This is a genomic window from Roseburia sp. OF03-24, assembly GCF_003463035.1.
GTDB classification, from domain to species: Bacteria; Bacillota; Clostridia; order Lachnospirales; family Lachnospiraceae; genus Roseburia; species Roseburia rectibacter.
This window is the reverse complement of the sequence record NZ_QSCK01000029.1, coordinates 35627-58226: the sequence shown is the minus strand read 5'-3', so window position 1 is coordinate 58226 and position 22600 is coordinate 35627. Positions and strand designations below refer to the sequence as shown.

At 42.4% G+C, this 22600-nt stretch carries 18 protein-coding genes; 1 reads left to right on the top strand and 17 read right to left on the bottom strand.

What is annotated here, in order from left to right; genetic code table 11:
- Nucleotides 1–437: 437 nt before the first annotated feature.
- From ade to DXA60_RS14230, 7 genes are all read right to left on the bottom strand, one after another.
- On the bottom strand, nt 438–2126 hold the full coding sequence (gene ade / locus DXA60_RS14260) for an adenine deaminase (RefSeq protein ID WP_117922034.1): 1689 nt from the start codon (nt 2124–2126) through the stop codon (nt 438–440).
- A gap of 33 nt (nt 2127–2159) precedes the next feature.
- Nucleotides 2160–3344: a DUF1002 domain-containing protein gene (locus tag DXA60_RS14255; protein WP_117922033.1), complete on the bottom strand. Its 1185-nt coding sequence runs from the start codon at nt 3342–3344 to the stop codon at nt 2160–2162.
- A 41-nt stretch (nt 3345–3385) separates the two neighbouring features.
- Entirely contained in the window at nt 3386–4324 is a 939-nt protein-coding gene (locus DXA60_RS14250; RefSeq protein ID WP_117922032.1) for an alpha/beta fold hydrolase, read from the bottom strand.
- Nucleotides 4325–4347: 23 nt separating this feature from the next.
- Nucleotides 4348–5268: a methyl-accepting chemotaxis protein gene (locus tag DXA60_RS14245; protein WP_117922031.1), complete on the bottom strand. Its 921-nt coding sequence runs from the start codon at nt 5266–5268 to the stop codon at nt 4348–4350.
- Nucleotides 5269–5281: 13 nt separating this feature from the next.
- A complete protein-coding gene (gene recJ / locus DXA60_RS14240; protein ID WP_117922030.1) occupies nt 5282–7039 on the bottom strand; it encodes a single-stranded-DNA-specific exonuclease RecJ in 1758 nt (585 codons plus the stop codon).
- Nucleotides 7040–7055: 16 nt separating this feature from the next.
- Nucleotides 7056–7817 carry a tRNA pseudouridine(38-40) synthase TruA gene (gene truA / locus DXA60_RS14235; RefSeq protein WP_117922029.1) on the bottom strand — a complete coding sequence of 254 codons (762 nt, stop codon included), beginning with the start codon at nt 7815–7817 and terminating at the stop codon, nt 7056–7058.
- An 89-nt stretch (nt 7818–7906) separates the two neighbouring features.
- On the bottom strand, nt 7907–8125 hold the full coding sequence (locus DXA60_RS14230; RefSeq protein WP_117922028.1) for a hypothetical protein: 219 nt from the start codon (nt 8123–8125) through the stop codon (nt 7907–7909).
- A gap of 177 nt (nt 8126–8302) precedes the next feature.
- Between DXA60_RS14230 and DXA60_RS14225 the strand changes: the two genes are divergently transcribed.
- A complete protein-coding gene (locus tag DXA60_RS14225; protein WP_117922027.1) occupies nt 8303–9562 on the top strand; it encodes a peptidoglycan-binding protein in 1260 nt (419 codons plus the stop codon).
- Nucleotides 9563–9686: 124 nt separating this feature from the next.
- Here DXA60_RS14225 and glmS read toward each other — a convergent pair whose 3' ends face one another.
- The 10 genes from glmS to DXA60_RS14175 all read right to left on the bottom strand — a co-directional run bounded on the left by glmS (nt 9687) and on the right by DXA60_RS14175 (nt 22444).
- Entirely contained in the window at nt 9687–11507 is a 1821-nt protein-coding gene (gene glmS / locus DXA60_RS14220) for a glutamine--fructose-6-phosphate transaminase (isomerizing) (protein ID WP_117922026.1), read from the bottom strand.
- Nucleotides 11508–11933: 426 nt separating this feature from the next.
- A complete protein-coding gene (locus DXA60_RS14215) occupies nt 11934–12575 on the bottom strand; it encodes a DUF6553 family protein (RefSeq protein ID WP_117922025.1) in 642 nt (213 codons plus the stop codon).
- Entirely contained in the window at nt 12576–13631 is a 1056-nt protein-coding gene (locus DXA60_RS14210; protein WP_330418434.1) for a galactose ABC transporter substrate-binding protein, read from the bottom strand.
- A gap of 68 nt (nt 13632–13699) precedes the next feature.
- On the bottom strand, nt 13700–14680 hold the full coding sequence (locus tag DXA60_RS14205) for a substrate-binding domain-containing protein (RefSeq protein ID WP_117922023.1): 981 nt from the start codon (nt 14678–14680) through the stop codon (nt 13700–13702).
- Nucleotides 14677–16518, bottom strand: a complete 1842-nt coding sequence (locus DXA60_RS14200; protein WP_117922022.1) for a sensor histidine kinase — start codon at nt 16516–16518, stop codon at nt 14677–14679. The genes DXA60_RS14205 and DXA60_RS14200 overlap by 4 nt, the downstream gene beginning before the upstream one ends.
- Nucleotides 16515–18116 carry a response regulator gene (locus DXA60_RS14195; RefSeq protein WP_117922021.1) on the bottom strand — a complete coding sequence of 534 codons (1602 nt, stop codon included), beginning with the start codon at nt 18114–18116 and terminating at the stop codon, nt 16515–16517. Before DXA60_RS14195 ends, DXA60_RS14200 begins: the two co-directional genes overlap by 4 nt.
- 15 nt (nt 18117–18131) lie before the next feature.
- Nucleotides 18132–18443: a hypothetical protein gene (locus DXA60_RS14190; RefSeq protein ID WP_117922020.1), complete on the bottom strand. Its 312-nt coding sequence runs from the start codon at nt 18441–18443 to the stop codon at nt 18132–18134.
- A gap of 103 nt (nt 18444–18546) precedes the next feature.
- A complete protein-coding gene (locus tag DXA60_RS14185) occupies nt 18547–19536 on the bottom strand; it encodes a galactose/methyl galactoside ABC transporter permease MglC (protein ID WP_117922019.1) in 990 nt (329 codons plus the stop codon).
- A 20-nt stretch (nt 19537–19556) separates the two neighbouring features.
- The gene (locus DXA60_RS14180) at nt 19557–21065 is read right to left on the bottom strand and encodes a sugar ABC transporter ATP-binding protein (protein WP_117922018.1); all 1509 of its coding nucleotides are present in this window, start codon (nt 21063–21065) and stop codon (nt 19557–19559) included.
- Between the two features lie 224 nt (nt 21066–21289).
- Nucleotides 21290–22444: a galactose ABC transporter substrate-binding protein gene (locus DXA60_RS14175; protein ID WP_117922017.1), complete on the bottom strand. Its 1155-nt coding sequence runs from the start codon at nt 22442–22444 to the stop codon at nt 21290–21292.
- Between the last annotated feature and the right edge of the window lie 156 nt (nt 22445–22600).

Genomic DNA, 22600 nt, shown 5'->3' with positions numbered 1-22600 from the left:
GTTCACAACTTAGTGGCTGGCAAATCGCATCAAGCCGGGACTAGTTTTGTGACTTTGGGAGAAAATTAGTCAATCTTAGACTGCCTGTCCGTAACACAGTGTTGTGCTGCCATGGACGGCAGCACAAGTCTTAATGCCCCCGGACGGGGCGTTTAAGACGCACACGTCACTCCGCCACAACCTATACCAGGCAGCCTTAGATTGACTTATTTTCGGACAACGGAAACAAAACAGTCCCGGCTTGATGCAATTTGCCAATCGTAACCCCCAGAACCACCCTACACAGGGAAACTCATAACACCCACAAACCAATATTTATCAGGTATTTCATGATATAATTTAAGACAAAAAATGAGCGAAGAAAGAAACAATCTCTTCGCTCATTTTTATTGATAGAACTTAATTTAACTCTTACGCAAAATGGTATACTGAGACCATTATTTTGCACCAAACAGATATACACCGCGCTCTGTCACACGGATTTCCGGGATCACCGTAAGTGCCATAAAAGAAAGCGTAATAAACGGATCGATCTCCTCGGAAATGCCAAGTTTCTTCGCTTCCTCTAACATATCTGCCACTTTTTCGGTAATCTCATCACAGGACTTCTCACTCATCAGACCACAGATTGAAAGCGGAAGCACATCTACTACTTTTCCGCCGGAGGCAATGACATAGCCACCCTGATTTTCTTCCACACCTTTGATGGCTGCAAGGATATCATCATCATTATCACCTGCAACGATCAGATTGTGGGAATCGTGTGCAACGGATGTTGCCACTGCACCGCCCTTGACGCCAAATCCTTTGAGTGGAGCAACACCGATCTCACCGGTCTTACCGTGACGTTCCACTACACAGATCTTATTGTAAACTCCATCCGGTTTGAAATAACCGTTTTCCGTTGGAACTTCCTCTATAAGATGTGTCGTCACAATCTGATGCGGGTTCATCTGTATCACATCTGTTTTTCCATCACAGGAAAGTCTGATCTTGTCTTTGGTGACTTCTCCCACATGAACCGTATGAAGCAGCTCATCCGGAACAGGCACGGAATAATCTTTTGCATAATCTTCCTCTGTTAAAATACGCCCGTCTTTCATGACATCAAGCGGTCTGACCTGCTCTAAATCATCTAAAAATACGATATCTGCACGATAACCGGCACCGATCGCACCATAGTTTTTCAATCCATAAAACTCTGCTGCCTGGTAACTTCCCATCTTATATGCCTTTGCGACTGGCACTCCAAGTGCGATTGCTTTACGGATGCAGGTACTGATGTGTCCTTCTTTGCGGATTTCCTCAACATGTTTGTCATCCGTACAGAATGCACAACGGTCTAAACATACCCCAGCATCCAGCATTGTTTTTATCAGTGTTTCTAAATTCTTTGCTCCACTTCCCTCGCGCACATAGATATGCAGTCCGGCACGAAGTTTATCAAGTACTTCCTCAGCAGTCGAACATTCATGATCATTTTCCACGCCGGCAAGACGGTATGCCTGAACTTCTTTTCCATGGATTCCAGGCGCATGTCCATCAATATGTTTCTTGGCAAAAAGCTCCAGCTTATCTGCCATTCTCTTTTCGCCTTCACAGCACTCCAAAAAGCGCATTGTCTCGCCAAGTCCGAGCACCCTTGCGTTATCCACATATTTCATCATATCAGAGGCAAGAAATTCACCGCAGCCGTTGGTCTCCACATCCGTTGCAGGAACTGCGGAAGGTACCATGAAAAATACATTCACCAGAAGTTTTGCGGCACATTTCAGGAAATAATCCATTCCCTTTGTTCCGCTGACATTCACAATTTCATGCGGATCAGCAATGATCGTTGTTGTGCCTGCCTTTGCAAGAACCTTTGCAAGTTCTCCCGGCGCTGCCATACAGGATTCAATATGCATATGTGCATCAATAAATCCCGGCACCAGATATCTGCCAGTGCAGTCGATTTCTTTTTCTCCCTCGTATTCACCAACGCCTACGATCGTGTCACCACAGATTGCAACATCCGCCTTTAACACTTCCTCCGTAAAAACATTCAGCACATTTCCGTTTTTTAATACGAGATCAGCTTTTTGGCGTCCATTTGCACAGTCCAGCTTTCTTTTTCTCTCTAACATACGCTTCCTCTTTTCGTTATATATTGATAATAATTATGAAAACAACTTTTTAAAGAAATCCCCTACTGAAGAAAATACCGACTTAAAAAATCCACCGACAACCGCTGCTATACCACCAGAAGAACTACTGTCCCCATTTTTAAACGAATTGTACAAGGATTCTGCATAATCCACCAGTCCATTCAGATCGATCCCCAGTGAATTGATCTTCTTTACCAGATCTACGATCTGCTGACGTTCATCATCCGATAAAGTCACACCATATTTTTCACAGGCCTCATCGATTGCTCCATTGATTCCCTCATCATCTGTCAGATCATCTTTAGCGATCAATGCCTTGATATATGCAATAAATTCTTCTACTTCTGCATCCGAAACACCTTTTAAGGACTCTTCTAACTGTCCGGTAAGCACAAGTTCATTGAGTGCTGTATCAACTACCGAATCACTGATCTCTTTTCCTGTCATCTCCTGATATGCTTTTAAAACGCCTACTAATGCTGCCGTTCCTGAGATCGGAGTCGGTCCTGCAACAATGATATCTGCATCGGTCACTCCTGCCGTAGTCAGTGCATTTTTATACATACCAACCGTACAATAGTTAATATTTGTCGTAGAAATGTTAAGTCCGCTCCCCTTATCTCTCTGCACGATCACAACGGAAGATAACGATCTTGTTCCAATCTGTGAGGATGAGATATAGGAATCTAAGTACTGATGTTCCTCTGCATTTGTCACATAAACCACATCATAATCTGACAGATTTGCCGCATCAATTCCCATAATGGAAAGGATCGTCGCTCTCTGTGAATCATTAAGATCTGCCCCTAATGCAAGGTATGGTTTATCACTGGCTTTGATCGTGACATTATCGCTGTCTTCGTTCTGGACGATCGTTCCGCTGATATTCTGAGAATTATCTGTCTGTGACGCCTGATCTGGTGTACTGTTTCCATCCTGCTGTGGCGCCTGATCCGATGTGCTGTTTCCATCCTGCTTGGCACCTGAATCTGTATCATCATCTACATATTGAATCGTGCCTTCAATATTACTGCTGTCTGTATTTTTCTCCGACGTTTCAGCAGGACTTTCCGTATCACTCTGCTCCGCTGCCACTAAAACTTCTGTCTGTGACGCCTGCACTGCCACACCGGAAGAAACTGGCATTGTTGCTGCAAGTATCATACATAACATTTTAACTGCTTTTTTGTTTCTCATAATAAAAATCTCCATTTCTGCATGTGAAAATATCCACACTACTACTCAAGTCTGACACTCATCCATGCACAGATATCCGCATAGACCTGATCGCGGTCTGTCTCATTTAATATCTCATGGCGGTCTGTCTCATACAAACGGTATGTCAGGTCATCCACACCTGCCTCTTTAAACATATGGTAAACCTTTTTTACCCCTTCACCGAGATCTCCAACCGGATCATCTGCCCCGGAAACCATGAAAACCGGCAGATCTTTTGGCACTTTTTTTATATTTTCCATCTGATTGTCAAAATATACCGCTTCCATCAGACCCAGATAACCATTTAAAGTAAAGACAAATGTACAGCGCGGATCGCTGTAATATTTTTTTACATGCTCTGTGTCCTTTGTCAGCCAGCTGTTGGTATAATCTTTTCCATAAAGGTCAAATTTGTGGTATGGTTTGCTGTAGGAAAGTTTCTGCATCAGTCTGCTTCTATAATTCCATCCACGGAAACGAGCCATAACCCTGCACAGTGTCATGCCAAACTTCGTTGTGCCATCCGGCACACACCCGGTTCCCATAATGATCGCACCGCTTAAATTTTCACCATGCAGACACAGGTATTTCCGCAGCATATAAGATCCCATACTGTGTCCCATCATAAAATATGGCACACCCGGATTTTCGCCCTGAACTGCCATACGGAGTCTATGCATATCCGCAACTAATGTATCACTCGGATTTTCTGCAAAATATCCCCATTCCGTCTCATCTTTTACCGACGCACCATGCCCTAAATGATCATGACCTACAACCATAAACCCACGTTCTGTCAGATACTCTGCAAACTCATGATATCTTTCAATATATTCGATCATACCGTGTGTGATCTGTAAAATTGCCTTATACTTTCCATCCTCCGGCATCCATTTTACTGCATGGATCTTTGTCGTTCCATTCGCAGATAAATATGTCATCTGTTCTTCTTTTGCCATATAAATTTCCCATCCTTTACAAATTACTTCGTATCCAAAAGTTCCTTGTATTCATCACAGATCTTTTCCAGTTCATCCTCAACAGATTTCTTTGCATTGATTTCTTCACGCAATGCTGCAATCTGTGTTTTCGCCTCATCCCCAAGTTTTAAGAAATCTTCTCCTGCCTGTTTTATAAAATCCGCTGCCGGCATTGCATTGCCTGACATATGTTCCCTTAATGATGTCTGTCCATTTTCGTATATGGAAAGCTTCTGTGCACTGTCACTGTACAGTTTCATTACCATCGACGCAATACTTCCCTGCATCTCATTGATCTGTGCAGCCTGTTCTTTGATCTCTTTCTGTGCCTCAGTTACAGCACTGATCTGTTCCGTTAATGTCTGTAATTCCGTTTCATAGCGCAGTGCCACATTTTTGATCTCCTCTGCCGCATGAAGAAACTTCTCTCCATCTTCCCCCATTCTCGCTGCTTCGATCGCCGCATTTAACGCAAGCACACTCATATTTTTAGCGTCATTCTCCAGTTCTGTCGTCACATTGCCAAGTCCATCCTGCGCTTTCTCTGCACGGTAGAGATTTTCTTCTAACTGCGCACACGGTTCTTTTAATGCCTTATGCTGTTCAAATACTTCTTTGATCTTTTCATTCTGCTCCGCAACCTGCCCAAGAAAAATAGAATGATTTGCCTCAAAAGATTCCACCGCATTATGTACTTCAACAAATGTACTGTACAGTTCCTTTCCCATCTTGTGGCTTTCCTGTGCCAGCTCTTCCACACATTCAATCTTTTCCCCAAGGACATCGATATTTTCTTCCATCTGCACGCGGGATGCCGTCATCTGCACAGAATGTTCTTTTAGTTCTTCACTGTATTCTGAGATACCTTTCTTTATGGTATAAAGTTCATCCTGCAGTGCCTTCTCTTTCTTTCCACCAAACATACATGTTCTCCATTTACTGATAATTCTTTATCACGATCTGTATACTTTCATTTCCCTGATACCGGTTTACCTCCGGATAATATACCACAGACATCCGGATCGCATTTGTCCTACCCGAAAATGCCTGCTGCACTTCGCTTTCTCCATATTTTTCACTATAATATTCCCGGAATCCATCCACATCTCCGAAATAAACAGCAGATATGGAAATTCCCCGTTCCGTTCTGAGTGTAAGTTTTAATACATTCTGATTTTTTCCGACTACCACTGCACGGTCAATGCCAAGATTTTTATCTGCAAACTGTGGTTTTACATTTGCTTTCCCAAATGGCTCTAACAATGAAAGTTCATTGACCAGTGGAATATCAGGATAATCGACGGGCATTGGAATATCTATTTTTATCTTAGGAATAAAATCTTCTTCTGTCAACCCACAGCATGCGTTTATTTTTTCCCGGAAAATCTCTACATTTGCTTCCGGCAGGGAAAGTCCCGCCGCCATCGGATGTCCGCCAAACTTCGTAAATAGTTCCTGGCATTTACACAACTCCTCATACATGGAATACGCTTCGATCGAACGCCCGGAACCTTTGACACCATCTTCACTCTTTGTCAGAACAAAGGTTGGTTTATGGTATGCCTCCCGGATTCTTCCCGCAATGATACCTGCAAGGCTTTCATGCACGTCCGGCAGATAGACAACTACGACTTTCTTACCTGTATTGCCCTCTTCCACCTGCTGCACGGCAAGTTCTACCCCCTCTGCCGTCATATCTTTTCTCTGTGCATTCAGGTCTACCAGCTCCGCCGCGATCTCAGATGCTTTTTTCACATCTTCCTGTAAAAAGAGATTTAATGCAATTTTTGCAGTTTCTAATCGTCCACTGGCATTGATGCACGGTCCTAATACAAATCCAAAATGATAAGAACTGATCTGTTCCGGCTCTAGTTTATTCTGTAAGATCAATGCACGCATTCCCGGATTTGTGGTCGTATGGATCCGCTTTAATCCTTCCCTTACCAGAATACGGTTTTCATCCGTCAGATCCATAACATCTCCGACTGTCGCAAATGCCACATTTTCCAGGAAAACATATGCTTCTTCCGCTGCAAGACCACATTTTTCATAGAGAATCTGTATCACTTTCCACGCAACTGCGGCACCGCAGAGATTTTTGTACGGATAGTTACATTCTTTCTGCTTGGGATTTACAATGGCATCTGCCTTGCTTCTTTTATAATGGCGTTCTCCATTTTCCTCTGTGTACGGTATTTCATGATGATCTGTGACAAGCACCGTCATTCCAAGACTTTTTGCATGTGCGATCTCATCTATCGCAGCAATCCCATTATCGCAGGTAATGATCGTATCGACCTCTGCATCATATGCCTGCCCGATCAGATGATCATTGATTCCATAACCATCTTTCATCCGGTCCGGTATCTGAAAATCTGCCTTACCTCCACAGTGCGTGATCCCTTTGTACAAAATATAGGTAGACATTACCCCGTCAATATCATAGTCACCTATGATCCTGATCTTTTTTCCTTCCCGGATCTTCTGCATAAGTATATCCGTCAGTCTGTCTGAATCGAAAAGTAAATGCGGATCGTACAGTTCCCCGATCCCGCCTTTTAAATATCTTGCGATTGCCTCATCCCCCATAACCTCACGATTGCGGATCAGTCTCGCTGTGACCGGACTTATTTCAAAACGCTTTGCGATCCCTGCAAAATCAGCGCCTTTATTAATTACAAACCATTTTTCCATACTATTTTACAGCACATTATCTGCACTGCGACAACTCCTTTTCTTGATAGACAACTTCAATCAGTGTCAGTCCGCATGCCGGTACCGTATATCCGGCAGCTTCCCTGTTCTTTGCCTCTAAAATCTCTGATATATCTTCCGGCTCTCTTCTGCCATCCCCGATCTCGATCAGTGTGCCTGTCAAGATACGCACCATATTCTGTAAAAATCCATTTCCGGTATAATAAATCTGTATTTCTCCCGGCAATTCTTTGATCTGTATCTGAAAGATCGTCCGTACCGTTGATTTTTTCATTTTTTTGTTACCGCAGAAAGACTTAAAATCATGTGTTCCACACAGATATTCTGCTGCCTTTCTCATCCGGTTTACATCAAGCGGTTCCTTATAATCATACACATATCTGCGTTCAAATATCTCCGGTATTTTCCCTGTATGAATCCGGTAAAGATAAGTCTTTTCCAGTGCCTGGTATCTGCTGTGGAAACGTTCATCCACCCTCTTTACCTCGCAGACTGCAATATCTTCCGGCAGGTACTGATTCAGATATGATAAAATCTTCTCCTCGTCCCATTCTTCTTTCAGATGAAAGTTCGCCGTCTGGCCTTTTGCATGCACACCCGCATCTGTCCTTCCTGAACCGGTAACTTCCACCTGATATCCTGCCATTTTACTTAAAACATCCTGTAGTTTTCCCTGTATCGTAAGCTCTGACGGCAGCACCTGCCACCCACGGTAGCGTGTTCCGTCATACTGTAAGATCATTTTATAATTTGCCATATATTTTTATTACCTTATATTTTTCTTAAGATGTACTCCCGAAAAAAATACTGCCACAGATATTCTTCCTGTGGCAGTTCTTATTATTTTTAAATTTCGAATTGTTCCATCAACTGCACCATGGTCTGTACCTGTGCTGACTGTTCCTCACTGACTGCTGCTGTTTCTTCGGAAGAAGCTGAGTTATTATCTACGATCTGCGCTACCCCTGAAATGCTCTCATCGATCTTTCTCACACTCTCTGCTTCCATCTGAAGCGCCTCTGCCATCTGGATCATCTTGTCTGTTGAAACTTTTGCACCTTCCACAACTTCATTTAAGTTTGCTTCCTAATGAACTTTATTATACATCCGTTTCCGTGAATTGACAAACTATAAAACTGTATTTTCCATATACAATGTTGTTCTATTTATCATACCAGAATTTCAATTCACTTTCAGCCGGCTGTATCATATAATAGAAAGAATGAATCTGTGAGGTTTTTCATGTCAGATATTGCCTATACACAAAATAATATTGATGCAGGTGAATTAAAAATCCATGTTACGGCAAGAGGAAGTAACCGTCCCATCCCGGATGCCCGCGTGTCGATCTCCTATTCCGGTGATCCGGACAGTGTCGTTGAGGAGGTGAATACAGATGCATCCGGTATGTCCGAACAAATTACGCTTCGTACGCCTCCGCTTGAATACTCAATGGAGCCAGGCGAAAACCAGCCATTCTCGCAGTATAGTATTCAGGTCAATGCTGAAGGATTCCGCCCATTTACTGTGTCGGGAATTGAACTGTTTTCGGAGCAGTTGTCGCTTCAGGAAGTACGAATGGATGAGGCGGATACACCGGGGAACCCGATAGACACGATCGTGATCCCTGTCAATACTCTCTGGGGCGATTTTCCTCCGAAAATTGCAGAATCCGAGATCAAGCCCATCTCCGAGACTGGCGAGATCGTTCTTAGCAGAGTCGTGGTACCGGAATATGTTGTAGTACATGACGGTCCTCCAAATGATACGACCGCCCGTGATTACTATGTACGTTATAAGGATTACATTAAAAATGTGGCATCCAGTGAAATTTATTCTACCTGGCCGGATGCGACTCTTCGCGCAAATATCCTTGCGATCATGTCCTTTACCTTAAACCGTGTATATACGGAGTGGTACCGAAACAAAGGCTACAGTTTCACGATCACCTCCTCTACCGCCTACGACCAGAAATTCACTTACGGCAGGAACATTTTCCAGAGTATTTCCGATATCGTTGATGAGATGTTCCAGAATTTTTTGTCCAGACCAAATGTCAGACAGCCGATCTTAACGCAGTACTGTGACGGGGAACGTGTAACCTGCAGCAACTGGCTGAGTCAGTGGGGCAGCAAATTCTTAGGTGACCAGAACTATGAAACGATTGAGATACTGCGCTATTATTATGGTAACAACATGTACATCAACACCGCAGAAGAAGTATCCGGTATTCCGGCTTCCTGGCCAAGGGTAGACCTTACGATCGGTTCTACTGGTGAAAAAGTACGCCAGATTCAGGAAGAACTCGCACGGATTTCAAGATCTTATCCGGCTATTCCAACTGTAACACCAGATGGGATCTATGGTCCTGCCACAAGGGAAGCTGTGGAAATTTTTCAGCGTGTCTTTGGTCTGCCTGTCACTGGTGTCATCGACTACCGTACGTGGTATAAGATTTCCGAAATTTACGTGGCAGTATCACGGATTGCAGAACTGGTTTAAATGTAAATGGGGCAGCCACACCAAATACTTTGTGAGGCTGCCCCGGTCTTATTTTTATGCTCAGATACGCGGTCTTTTTCCCTTTCCCGGACACTTTTCCACATATCTTTTTATTTTTCTTCTCTTATTCCACAGTTACTACTTTCGCTAAGTTTCTTGGCTTATCAACATCAAATCCCTTGTCGGAAGAAACATAATAAGCAAGTAACTGCAATGCCACAGATGCAGGCATTACCATAAATTCGTCCTGCATATCCGGCAGATGGAAGGTATCATATGCACGATCAATATCTTTTGCAAGACTTTCTTTGATAAAAAGCACGATATCCGCACCTCTTGATCTGACCTCTTTGATATTTGACAATTCCTTTGACATCAGTTTTTCCTGTGTCACTGCTGCAACGACCGGCGTATCCTGCGTGATAAGCGCGATCGGTCCATGTTTCAGCTCGCCGGAAGCATATGCCTCAGAGTGAATATAAGATACCTCTTTTAACTTTAAGGATCCTTCCAGTAAAATAGAGTAATCAAGTCCACGACCGATCATAAACAGATCTTTTGCTTCTAATACTTTATTGGCAAGTTTATGGATATCCTGACGTCCCTCTAATACCTTTTTCATGACATCCGGTGTACGCTGCAGTTCACGTACAAAGCTCTGTGTCTCTTCCTGTGAAAAAACACCACGAAGCACTGCCATTTTTGCCACGATCAGATAAAATACAGCAAGCTGTGTCGTATATGCTTTCGTACTTGCAACAGCGATCTCCGGTCCTGCATTTGTATAGAGCACATAGTCGCTCTCACGGGCAATGGAAGATCCTTTTACATTAATAATGGATAAACATTTTGCTCCACGTTTTTTTGCATATTTGACTGCCTCTAACGTATCGATCGTCTCACCGGACTGTGAAACTGCGATGACCAATGATTTTTCGTCGATGACAGGATCAGAATACATAAACTCGGAGGCCATATCCACATCAATGTGCATATGAAGAATCGATTTTACAAGTGCCTGAGCCACAAGACCTGCATGCATTGCTGTACCGCACGCAATGATATTAACACGCTCACACTGTGTAAAGATCTCATCCGGCACACCGTCTGCCGTAAAATCCGGCATTCCGCTTGTAATACGGTTTGCGATCGTACGCTCGATCGCATCCGGCTGTTCCATGATCTCTTTTTCCATATAAAACGGATAGCCGTTCTTTCCGGCATTGTTAAGTTCCCAGTCGACTTCAAGATAGTCCGGCTCAACCGGATTTCCATTAAAATCTTTCAGACTGACCGCATCCTTTGTAAGTTTTAAAATATGATACTCTGGAACTACAAAATAACGGTTTGTAAAACGGCAGAGTGCTGTCAGATCAGAAGCAAGCATAGCTCCCTCTTTACAGAATGTTGCAACGATCGGACTGACATTTCTGGTAGAATAAATCTCACCCTGATGATCTTCAAATAAGATAACCAGAGCAAATGTTCCTTTTAACTTGGATACTGTCTTTTTGATTGCTTCGTCCGGATCACCGGTATAAAACTTATTTAAAAGTGCTGCCACAACTTCACTGTCTGTCTCTGATTTTAAAATACTTTCTAACTCATAGTCCGCAATCAGTTCTCTGTAATTTTCAATAATACCATTGTGTACTAAAGTTACTTTTCCAACCTGATGCGGATGTGCATTGGTGTCATTAACACCTCCGTGTGTTGCCCATCTGGTGTGACCGATTCCACACTCTGTGATAATTTTCTCCGACTCACAGATGGCTCTTAAATCTTTCACTCTTCCTGCACATTTATAAACTTTCGTCTGTTTTGCGTCAGTATCTGCCACTGCGATTCCCGCACTGTCATAGCCACGGTACTCAAGGAGCTCTAACGCATCAAGTAATACGCCTTTTACATCTTCACTGCCTGTATAACCAATAATTCCACACATAAATTTTCCTCTTTTCTATTATAAACACATCCGTGTTATTTGTTATTTCCTCCCTTATACCGTATTTGTTTTGCAGTCACCTGCATATTTGCCGGTATATCTCGCACTGGGAATGTACGGGAGAGCATCCGCCGAATCTTCGATCACTCTCCTCCTCGTTAACCTGCCCTTATCAATCTCAGATGCTTTTATCAGATTTCAAACATTTTTCTGCAGGTACATGGCGCTTCTGGGAAAACAACAGTCTACACACTTGCCGTGTAAAATCTGTTGTTCTATTTATGTGTCCGGTATACGGGTGCAAAGACCGCGTATCTGAACATAAAACAATTTTTATTCAATTTTCAAGGTTCAACATGCTTTACTATACTATGATATGAAAAAAATGTCTAGTGTTTCCATCCAAAGACGACACTATGTCCATTTTCATCCGTGCATCGATTTCCAGACCGCTTCTCCATTTGGAACATACTGGCAGAATGAATCCACCATAATACTGCGGAATGGACGCACTGCCTCCTCCAGTCCAAATGCTGCCGGGTAATCTTTCGTCACAAGATCGATATCTTTCGCGATCTTTTCCGCCACTGCAGCATCTTTTATCGGAACGATCCCAAACAAAGTCGAACAATATGCCCTGCTCCCGGTACAGGAAGCAAGATAAGTATATGCAAAATTTTTCCACTCTTCCTCAAGTACATATCCACAGGCATCCTCTCTGTCGGGTTCCTTCTCCACATTTTTTGTTTTCTCCATCTGGATACCCAACTGCGAAAAATACCTGCAGAGTTCTTTTTTCTGTCTTTTTTTCTGAAAAAAGGATACACCTCCTGCCCCCGTCGCCTGGATCATCATCCATGCGTGCAAAAAATGATCCGCACGTTTTTCCGCCTGCTTCTCACCAAAACGTTTTTTTAAAACCAGAAGACGTTTTTCATCTCCGGCAGGATCTAACTTCTGCTCTATTGCAAGTTTTAAGATCCGCTCACGCTCATTAATGTCTTCGATCTCATAATAATGCGCAGGCCACTCCGAAAGATAATCTGTTTTTTCATTCTGCATCGTCATTTATTCCGTATCTCCTTCCATGTACAGATCCACATCATCATATGTCACTCTCGCATAAGGCAGACGTATATATTTTCCGTCGATCAGATCAAGATCCGACAGATCCCCTCCGGTTGAAAGCCCGTAAGCAAGGTTTAACATCGCACTTGCCTGACCTTCCTTATCATTATAGACTGTTCCGATCATCTCTTTATTTTTGACTGCCTCAAGTCCTACATCTGTTCCATCGATTCCAATAACCGCCGGCCATTCATCCTTTGTAAGATCAGATGCTTTCAGTGCATCGATCGCACCTAACGCCATATCGTCATTATTGGCAATGACAAGTTCTATGCTATCCCCGAACTGTGACATAAGCTGTGCCATCTTTGTCTGCGCCTGTGCACGGTTCCAGTTTGCGATCGCATATCCTAATTTTTCCACTTCCACACCACTGTCAATCATCGTACTGACTGAATACTCCGTACGGACGATCGCATCCTGGTGACCTGCTTCCCCCTCTAACACGACATATTGAAAGATTCCGTCTCCATTTTTATCAAATGAATCATCTGTCAGGAATGCCGCTGCCGCAAGTTCTCCCTGTATGATCCCGGATTCAAACGCCTGCGCTCCGACATAATATAGTCTTGACCAGCGTTCTAAGTCCTCCTCTACCAGCTCACGGTTGAAAAAAATGACCGGAATATCATTTTTTTCTGCAAGATCAATGATCGCTGTCGGATCTGTTCTGTCCACCAGGTTGACACATATCACATCACATCCTTCTGTAACCATGTTTTCTACCTGACTGTTTTGTGTTGACTGGCTGGCTGCGGCATTATAAGTATCTATGTTAATCGAGATGCCCGTCTCCTCTTCCTTTTTCGTTGCATAATCATTAAAATCTTTCATCATTTCTGACACAAATGTATCATATTGATCATAAACAGAAATCCCGATCTTAATGCTCTTTTTGGCATCTTCTCTACCACCACAACCACAAATGACCATGCTTCCTGCTAAAATTCCACCAATAATAACTGTTATTTTTTTATATCTTTTTATTTTCTTCAAGGATATTTCCCCCATTTGATATGCGGCAGACACTTCGCCCCTCAACCTGATATCTCTGCCCATTTATATCACTGTACAATAGGGAATAAAATCTTTTGATTCTCCTCATCATACAGATTTTCTTTTGTAATTGTAAGAAAACCGATTTCTTCTGTTTTTGCAGAAGATAACGGCTCCCGCAGTTGTCCTGCGATCGCTGCCACGCTTAAATACCCGATATTAAATTCATTCGGAACGATCAACGCCCTGATTTCTCCTTTGTCAAGGTAATAGACATTTTTTTCCGAACATCCGATTCCGTAAAGCTGGAATTTTATCTGTTTCTGTGCCTGAAGGTAGTCTACCGCCTGCTCTGTAGTATCATTGTCCAAAGACACCACAATATCCACTTTCTTTTTCTGCAGGCACCATTCAAATGTATTATTTACGTTATCTTCATCGGACAAGTTCCATGCAATGGATGCACCGGCGGTCTGGATTTTATCCATGAAACCTTTCAGACACTGCACTCCGGCAGTCTGTTTCTGATTTCCGGCAAGGATTCCAATATTAACTTCCGCTAAATTTTCACCATAATCCGCAATGACAGCCTCTGCAACTGCTGCCCCCATCTCATAAGACTGAGGCAGTATTGCCGCATACATTCCCTCTGCATCCACATCTGTCTCTGCCAGGATCATCTTATCAGAACCGATTTCCACTGCTGCGTCGTCTGTGTAATTTCTGCTGTCACACATTTCAACGATCACACCCTTTGCCCCATTGTCAAGCTCCCTGTGGATGATCTGGTATTCTTCTTCGAGATTGAGAAAGTTCCCCGTTGATACAACATTCAACCGGATGTGATAATCCTCTGCGCCACGTTCAAGTCCCTCCCGGAAAGAAGTATACCTGTCGCTGCTGCTGTTTTCTACGATCACGGATACCGGATACCATTCCTCATCTTTATTGTCATCAAGCATCCCATATGTCGCAAAAGCAATAAATGCAATAATCACTATAATCACTGCCATTAAATACATTAAATTATTTTTTCCGGCCTGCTTCATAGCTGTTTTCTCCCTGCTTCTAACCGTTCCTGCTCTTCGGGTGTATATATAATATATGGCAGATGAATTCTTACCGTTGTGCCCTCATCCGGCACACTCTCTATTTCAAGACCATATTTTTCACCAAAGCGCAGTCTGATCCGGTTATGCACATTTAAAAGTCCTACACCCGATCCACGTTTGTGTACACGATTATTTTCCCTCAGAAGCTGTTCGACCTCATTTTCCGGTATTCCAAGTCCATTATCCGTTACTTCAATATAGACATCATCATTACGCCGGTATCCCCGGACTTCGATCTCACCGTCTCCGTCCATACATTCCACGCCATAATAGATTGCATTTTCAAGCAACGGCTGCACCACCAGTTTTACCGTACAGCACTGCAGGATCTCTTCATCTATGTCAAACCGCACTTCAAAAATATTTTTATATCGGACTTTCTGGATATTCATATAGTTTCTGGCATGCTTTAACTCATCTTCCACACTTATGACCGTCTTTCCCCTGCTTAAACTGATGCGGAAAAGACTCGCTAACTGTGTGATCATAAACACTGCATCCTCATACCGCTCGCCCTCGATCATCCATACGATCGAATCTAATGTATTATACAGGAAATGAGGATTGATCTGTGACTGAAGTGCATCGAGTTCACTTTTCCTCTTTTCTTCCTGTTCAACCACAATATCCTGCATCAGCTGCCTTATCTGTTCCACAGTAGACTTAAGCGTGCGTCCTAAATGTTCGACCTCCATCGTTCCGCCGATATAAATAGACGGATTCAGGTTTCCTGACTCCCATTCCTTGACCGAATTATTCAGCTTCTTCAAAGGCATTGCAATACTTGCTGACACCAGCTGATTTAAAAGAATCACAGCAAGCATGCACACCGTCACTAACATGATCACAAAATATTTTGTACCGGTCATACCCATATCAAAAGAACTCATCGGTACAACACTGACGATCTTCCATCCGGTATAACTGACTGTCTTTACTGTAACAAGACGTTTTTCACCCAGAAAAGTCTCTTCTGTACTTCCATCCTCATATCCTGCAGCTTCGATGTTATTTTCCTGATAAAGATCCGTATAGATCAGTTTCTGTCTCGGATGATAAATGATCTCACCCTTACCATCGATCAGGTAAACATATTCCGATGAATTTCCAACATTTGCTTTCTTTAAGATCTGTTCAATACTGCTGTAATTCATATCAACCAAAAGGACTCCAAGCGTCGACGTTCCATTGCTTGTCAGCTCTACAGCCCGGCTTAAGGAGACGACCCAGTAATAGCGGTAGGTCGGATCATCAAACAGATTCTGCACATGCGGCGTGGAAAAATGCAGATTCTCCATCTGACCGACCGCATCGGTAAACCATTGCTGTGTTATGATATTCACCTGCTCTTTTTCATTTGCAACAGGTACCGCTGCCACAAGCTGCCCATCTCCTGTATAGCAGGCAATACTGATCAGATTATCTTTATTTGCTTCGTACAAAAGATTCATTTCTTCATCCATCGTGTCACTGGCAAGATCTTTATTCTTGATGACACTGTAATACATGGTATCCGAAATACGACGCATATTTCTGAGATAATCCTCCAGATTGATGGCGGTCTGATTTAAAAGCTGCCCTGTGCTCTCGATCGTCATCGTCTCCGCCCTGTTTGAAAACTGCCGGTAGAGCGTGACGCCAAGAAATGACATACTGCAGATGGAAAGGATCGTAAACGAAATAGAGATCGTCACCTGAATACTGTGTGGTTTTACCAAATGTCTTATATATGCAGTTATCTCTTTTATTTTTTCCCTGATGTTTGACAAATTTATTTCCTTTTTTCTGCTTTGTATTTTGAAGGTGACATTCCAAACTGTTTCTTAAATGCATAGCTGAAATAATTTGGGTCTGAGTATCCTACTTTTTCTGCAATAACATATGTTTTCTCATCCTGATTTAATAGCAGATCCAGTGCCTGTTCCATCCGGTACTCCGTCAGATAATTGATAAAAGTTTTTCCGGTTTCTTTTTTAAACACCGTGGAAAAATATGCTGTACTCACAGAAAGATTTTTGCATACACTCTCCACATTAAGACTCGAATCTGCATAATGTTCCCTGACATACTCGATCGCTTTTGTCACAAATGATTTCGTCGTATCCTGTCTGCCATTCTGGATCATCTCCTGCATCTGGCATCCGGTCTTTAACAGCCAGCTTTCCAGTGCTTCTGGTGATTCCATCTGCATAACTTCCCGGTAAATATCACCGGTGCCACCAAAGATTTCATCCAGATTCAGTCCATTGAGCGTACCAAACCGGAAAATCTCAGCAATAAGTTCCGTGATAAATATCTGGTATTTCTGCAGTGATGCCCCCCGTCCGGATAACTGTGTAACGCTCTCTTTCACTGCCTCTTTTAAGGTTCTCTCATCCCCGGTCTTTATCTTTTTTAAGATATTCCCGATCGACTGTTCTTCCCACGGTTCTTCTGCACTGCCCTGTGGATCGATCTCTGCAATATTAATGGCTCTTGTATTTCCATAAATCACACGGTAGGAAACCGCATTGCGCGCTCCCTGATAGGAAGCCGGAAGCTCTGCGATCTCATCACAGATTGCTCCAATTCCAGCGGTGACCTTTGCACCGCAGACACGCTTCGCCAGTTTACAGAACTTATCCATTGCATTGGTATAAACTGTGATCTCTGCGGTATCTTTCAGCTGCGTGATCACAAGAATGTCTCCCAAATAAAAGAATGTATTAGATCTCCACTTGTCCACAAACTGTTCTTCCGCAAGCTGTTTTACTGACATTCCAAGCAAAAACGGATCGAGTTCAAGCTGTGGATCTTGTGTGCTGATATGTAAGATCGTCGCTACATAATATGGACCGCTCCACGGTATCTGGTATTGTTTTAAATATTTGTCAATCTCAGATGCCGGGATACGTCCCTCTATCAGTGAGGTATAAAAGTTTTCCTGCAATACCGGAAGACTTTCCATATAATATGCACGCAGTTTTTCGATATTGCGCTTCTCATCAAGTTCTCTGTCTAAGTTTGTCTTGATCCGCTCAAACACTTCCCGCAGTTCGTTTGAATTGATTGGTTTTAAAATATACTCCTCAGCCTCGATCTTTATAGCTTCTTTTGCATACTCAAATTCATCAAATCCGGAAAAAATAATGATTTTAATTTTCTGGTAAAGCTCTTTTAACTTTTTGCTTAAAGTCAGTCCGTCCATGTAAGGCATTTTTATATCTGTCATTACAACATCCGGCTGAATTTCTTCCGCCAGTTCTAATGCTTCCACACCATTTCTTGCATATCCGGCAATACGAAATCCCATCGCTTCCCAGTCAAGTTTTTTCATGATAACAGAATATACTTCTTCCTCATCATCTACCAATAATACCGAATATAAATTCATTGTAACTTTCTCCTGCTAGTCTCCATATTTTGCATTCATATTATGCCATAAAATTCCAAGGATCACAGTGCAGATAATGATCTCTGCCACTGCAATATAGGTGTTCCAGAATAATAAAAACATCATGACAAGCGTTGCAACTGCAAAAAAGAACATCAGCTTTCCTGCAGCCTTTGCATAATTTTCTTCGTCTTTCACTGGCGGCTTATTTTTTCCGCGGATGGCTGAAATATCTTTCATAAACCATAAACGCATTCCATAATAGATCAAAATCACAAATAAAAGTAATGGGATTCCTGCTGTCTCTAAAATCTGTTCTGTAGTCATATAATCCTTGTTTTCCTTTCTTTTTCATAGAGAAAAAATAACGGCTGGTCTGTAACACCCAGCCGTTATTTTACAGTCCGATATAGAAATTATACCGTATCTTTTATTTTCTTGCTATATATTTTCTGATATCCAGAGAAATTGCTACGAAGATTACAACACCGATTGCGATGTACTGTGCGTTCGCATTCATTCCTAAGTACTGGAGTGCAACCTTTAATAACTCGAATACTGCAACACCGATGATAGCGGATGAAACTTTACCACGACCACCTGTTACGGATACACCACCAATCGTACATGCTGCGATTGCTTCCATCTCGTAACCATATCCGGTCTGAACAGATGCACCACCTGCTTTTGCGCCGAGCATGAATCCTGCAAGACCATACATAGCTGCTGCTTTCATGTAGATTAAGATCAATGTTTTCTTTACAGGAACACCTGCAACTTCTGCTGCCTGTGGGTTGCCACCGATCGCATACATATATTTTCCATGACGAGTCATGTTGAAAATGAACCATGTGATTGCTGCCACAACAATTGCGATCCAGATCAGGTAGTTAATACCAAGGAATTTACCATTTGCTACATTTGTGTATGCTTCTACGTAACCACCAAGTGGTGTTGCGTTTGTTACGATAAGTCCAATACCATAAACGATTTCCATCATTGCTAAGGTTGCAATGAAAGGTGGTACATTTAAGTATGCAATAAAGATACCGGTTACAGTACCAAATGCTGCACAGATGAGCATTGCGATGATCGCTACTAAAAATACGTTCATAGGTTTCATATCCGGGAAGAATTTACCGGAGTAATCCAGACGCTGTAACAACATACCTGAGACACATGCACCAAAACCGATCATACGTCCTGCGGAAAGGTCACATCCTGCGGTGATAACACATCCTGCAATACCAAGTGCAATGACAAGTCGTGCACTCATATTCATAAGAATATTCATTAAGTTGTTGCTTGTAAAGAAGTTATTGGATGTTAAACCGGTATAGATTACCAGAATGAACATTACAATAATAACCCCGTTGTTGATCAAAAAATCTTTTACTTTCTGCTGTTTTGTCTTTCCCATTTTCGTCTCCTCCTATCGCATCAGAATCTTGTTGCGTATTCCATAATTTTTGCCTGTGTCATATCTTCCGGTTTCTCAACCTCACCGGTCAGTTTACCGTTACACATAACACAAATTCTGTCTGACATTCCAAGAAGCTCTGACATCTCTGAAGAAATCATGATGATTGCTTTTCCCTGTTTTGCTAAGTCACACATAATCTCATAAATCTCATGTTTTGCACCTACATCAATACCACGGGTAGGCTCATCCATGATCAGAACATCCGGATCGTTGGCTAACCATCTTGCAACGATTACTTTCTGCTGGTTACCTCCGGACAGATTGGAAATATGTTCTTTCATGCTCGGAGTCTTAATGCTTAATTTTTTAATACTGCTTGTTACGATCTCATTGATCTTTTTGTGATTTAAAACAAATCCTGCATTGAGATATTTGTTATAAATAGATACACCTACATTATCCTTTATGGACAGGCATCCGAAAATACCGTTTCCTCTTCGATCCTCAGTGATCAGACCAATTCCTGCATTCATCGCATCGATCGGATGTTTGATCTTTACCTTTTTGTCATGCATATAGATCTCACCGGATGCAATACCACGGATACCGAAGATTCCTTCCATAAGCTCTGTTCTCTGTGCACCTACCAGACCGCCAAATCCAAGGATCTCGCCTTTGTGGAGCTGAAAACTTACATTCTGGAATGATTTCGCATGAATGGAGCAAAGATTCTTTACTTCCATAACTACTTCATCACTCGGTTTGTTTTCTCTCGGTGGATATACATTGGTCAGCTCACGTCCAACCATCTTTGTGATGATCTGGTCTGTTGTCATCTCTGCTGCCGGCCAGGTTCCAACATATGTACCATCCCGCATGACCGTGATATCATCAGCGATCCGTTTGATCTCATCCATCTTATGTGAAATGTAAACCATTGCCACACCTTTGTCTCTTAGATCATTCATGATGCGGAACAATGCTTCTACTTCGTTATCGGAAAGAGAAGATGTCGGCTCATCAAAGATGATAACTTTCGCCTGCTGTGAAACAGCCTTTGCAATCTCAACAGACTGCATCTGACCTATGGATAAAGATCCAAGCTGTGCTTTCGGATCAAAATCCATTTTTACTTCTTTTAACCATTTTGCAGTCTCCTCATACATTTTCTTATGATCGATGACTTTTAATGGTCCATACTTTGTCGGGAATCTTCCCAGATACATATTTTCTGCAACGCTTCTTGCCGGTACCGGCTGCAATTCCTGATGTACCATGGCAATTCCTTTTTTCATTGCCTCATCCGGATTATTGATCTCGACTTTTTCTCCGTCCAAAATAATTTCTCCGGCATCCATTTTATAGATACCAAACAAACATTTCATCAGGGTTGATTTTCCTGCACCGTTTTCCCCCATCAGTGCATGGACTGTTCCCGGACGGAGTGATAACTGTACATTGTCAAGTGCTTTGACACCGGGGAAAGATTTGCACACGCCCCTAAGCTCCAGTTTATACTCAGCCATGTTTCTCCTCCTTTATATCATTTGGCTTACTTCTCTGCCAATTATGTTCCTATTTCATATCTGTGCTATTTAGCACACTTCATTTTTCATAGAATATATATCTGCCTGTTTTTATTTCATACATTCATTTCTGCATTTCTGCAGTCTGATCATAATTCTTATGAATAGTGGCAGCGGGTGCCATATGCACCCGCACCACTTTTATACCCTGTTCTATTTACAGATTATTTAACCATGTCAAGAACATCCTGTGCATTGTCTTTTGTTACTTTTACATAATCACATCCGATGTAGTGATCATTGCCAGCGCCTGTGATGTAGTTGATAGCTGCATCTGCTGCACTGTGGGACTGTGAGAAGTGATCGTTAAATACGGTACCTGTCATGGTTCCTGCAAGAACATCCTCTAATGCCTCTGATAATGCATCAACACCTACCAGATAAATATCAGTACCTACGGTACGTCCTGCACTCTGGATTGCCTGTAAAGCACCAAGTGCCATTGCATCGTTGTTACAGAATACAACTTCTACATCGTTACCGTACTGTCCAAGGGCATTTGCTACGATCTGCTGTGCCTGATCCTGCTGCCAGTTACCAACCTGATCAGATAAGCAGTTAACTTCAAGTCCTGCATCCTCAAGAGCTTTTACAGAATACTCTGTACGGTACTGTGCATCAACGTTCTCCGGATCACCTTCTACCATAACGTAGTCGATCTTTCCATTTCCATTTAAATCAACGGTATCAAGGCCAAGATCACTGATCATTTCACCCTGGAAAGTACCGGACTGACGGGCATCACATCCAACGTATGTAACATCCCAGTTGTTATCTGACCATCTCTTCTGCTCTTCTTCATCCGGCTCACGGTTGATGTATACAAGCGGGATTCCTGCTGCAACTACTTTATCTGTGATGGTTGCTGCGGAAGAAGAGTTAACCGGGTTGATAATAAGAACATCTACACCCTCTGTGATGAAGTTATCGATCTGACCTGTCTGTGTAGCCTGATCGTTTGCACCATCAACGATTGTGATATTGTCTTTTGAAAATCCTTTTTCTACCAGATAATTTTCAAGCTCTGTACGGAACAGTGTCATGAAGTTATCGGAGAACTGGTAAATACATACACCAACTTTTTTGTCTGCAAGACTTGCATCTGCGTCTGTTGCTGCATCGGCTGCTGCGTCCCCTGCGTCGGCTGCCTCTGTAGCTGCTGCATCATTTGATGTATCGCTTGCTGCTGCATCGCTTGCTGCTGCATCGGTTGTTGTTCCGGCATTGTTTGTGGATGCATTATTGCTTCCGCCACATCCTGCTACCATAGATGCTACCATTGCTGTTGCTAAGATTACACTAACTACCTTTCTTTTCATAGAAAAATCCTCCCATTTGATTTAATGTATTTGTAACTCTTTGTTTGTTACAAGTGCATTATATCAACAGGAGGATTAGATAAACATACAATATTCTTCTGTCTTTCTTGAAAATTCTTCTTTTTTATTTGTGCACTTTATCAATTTTCTTTATTT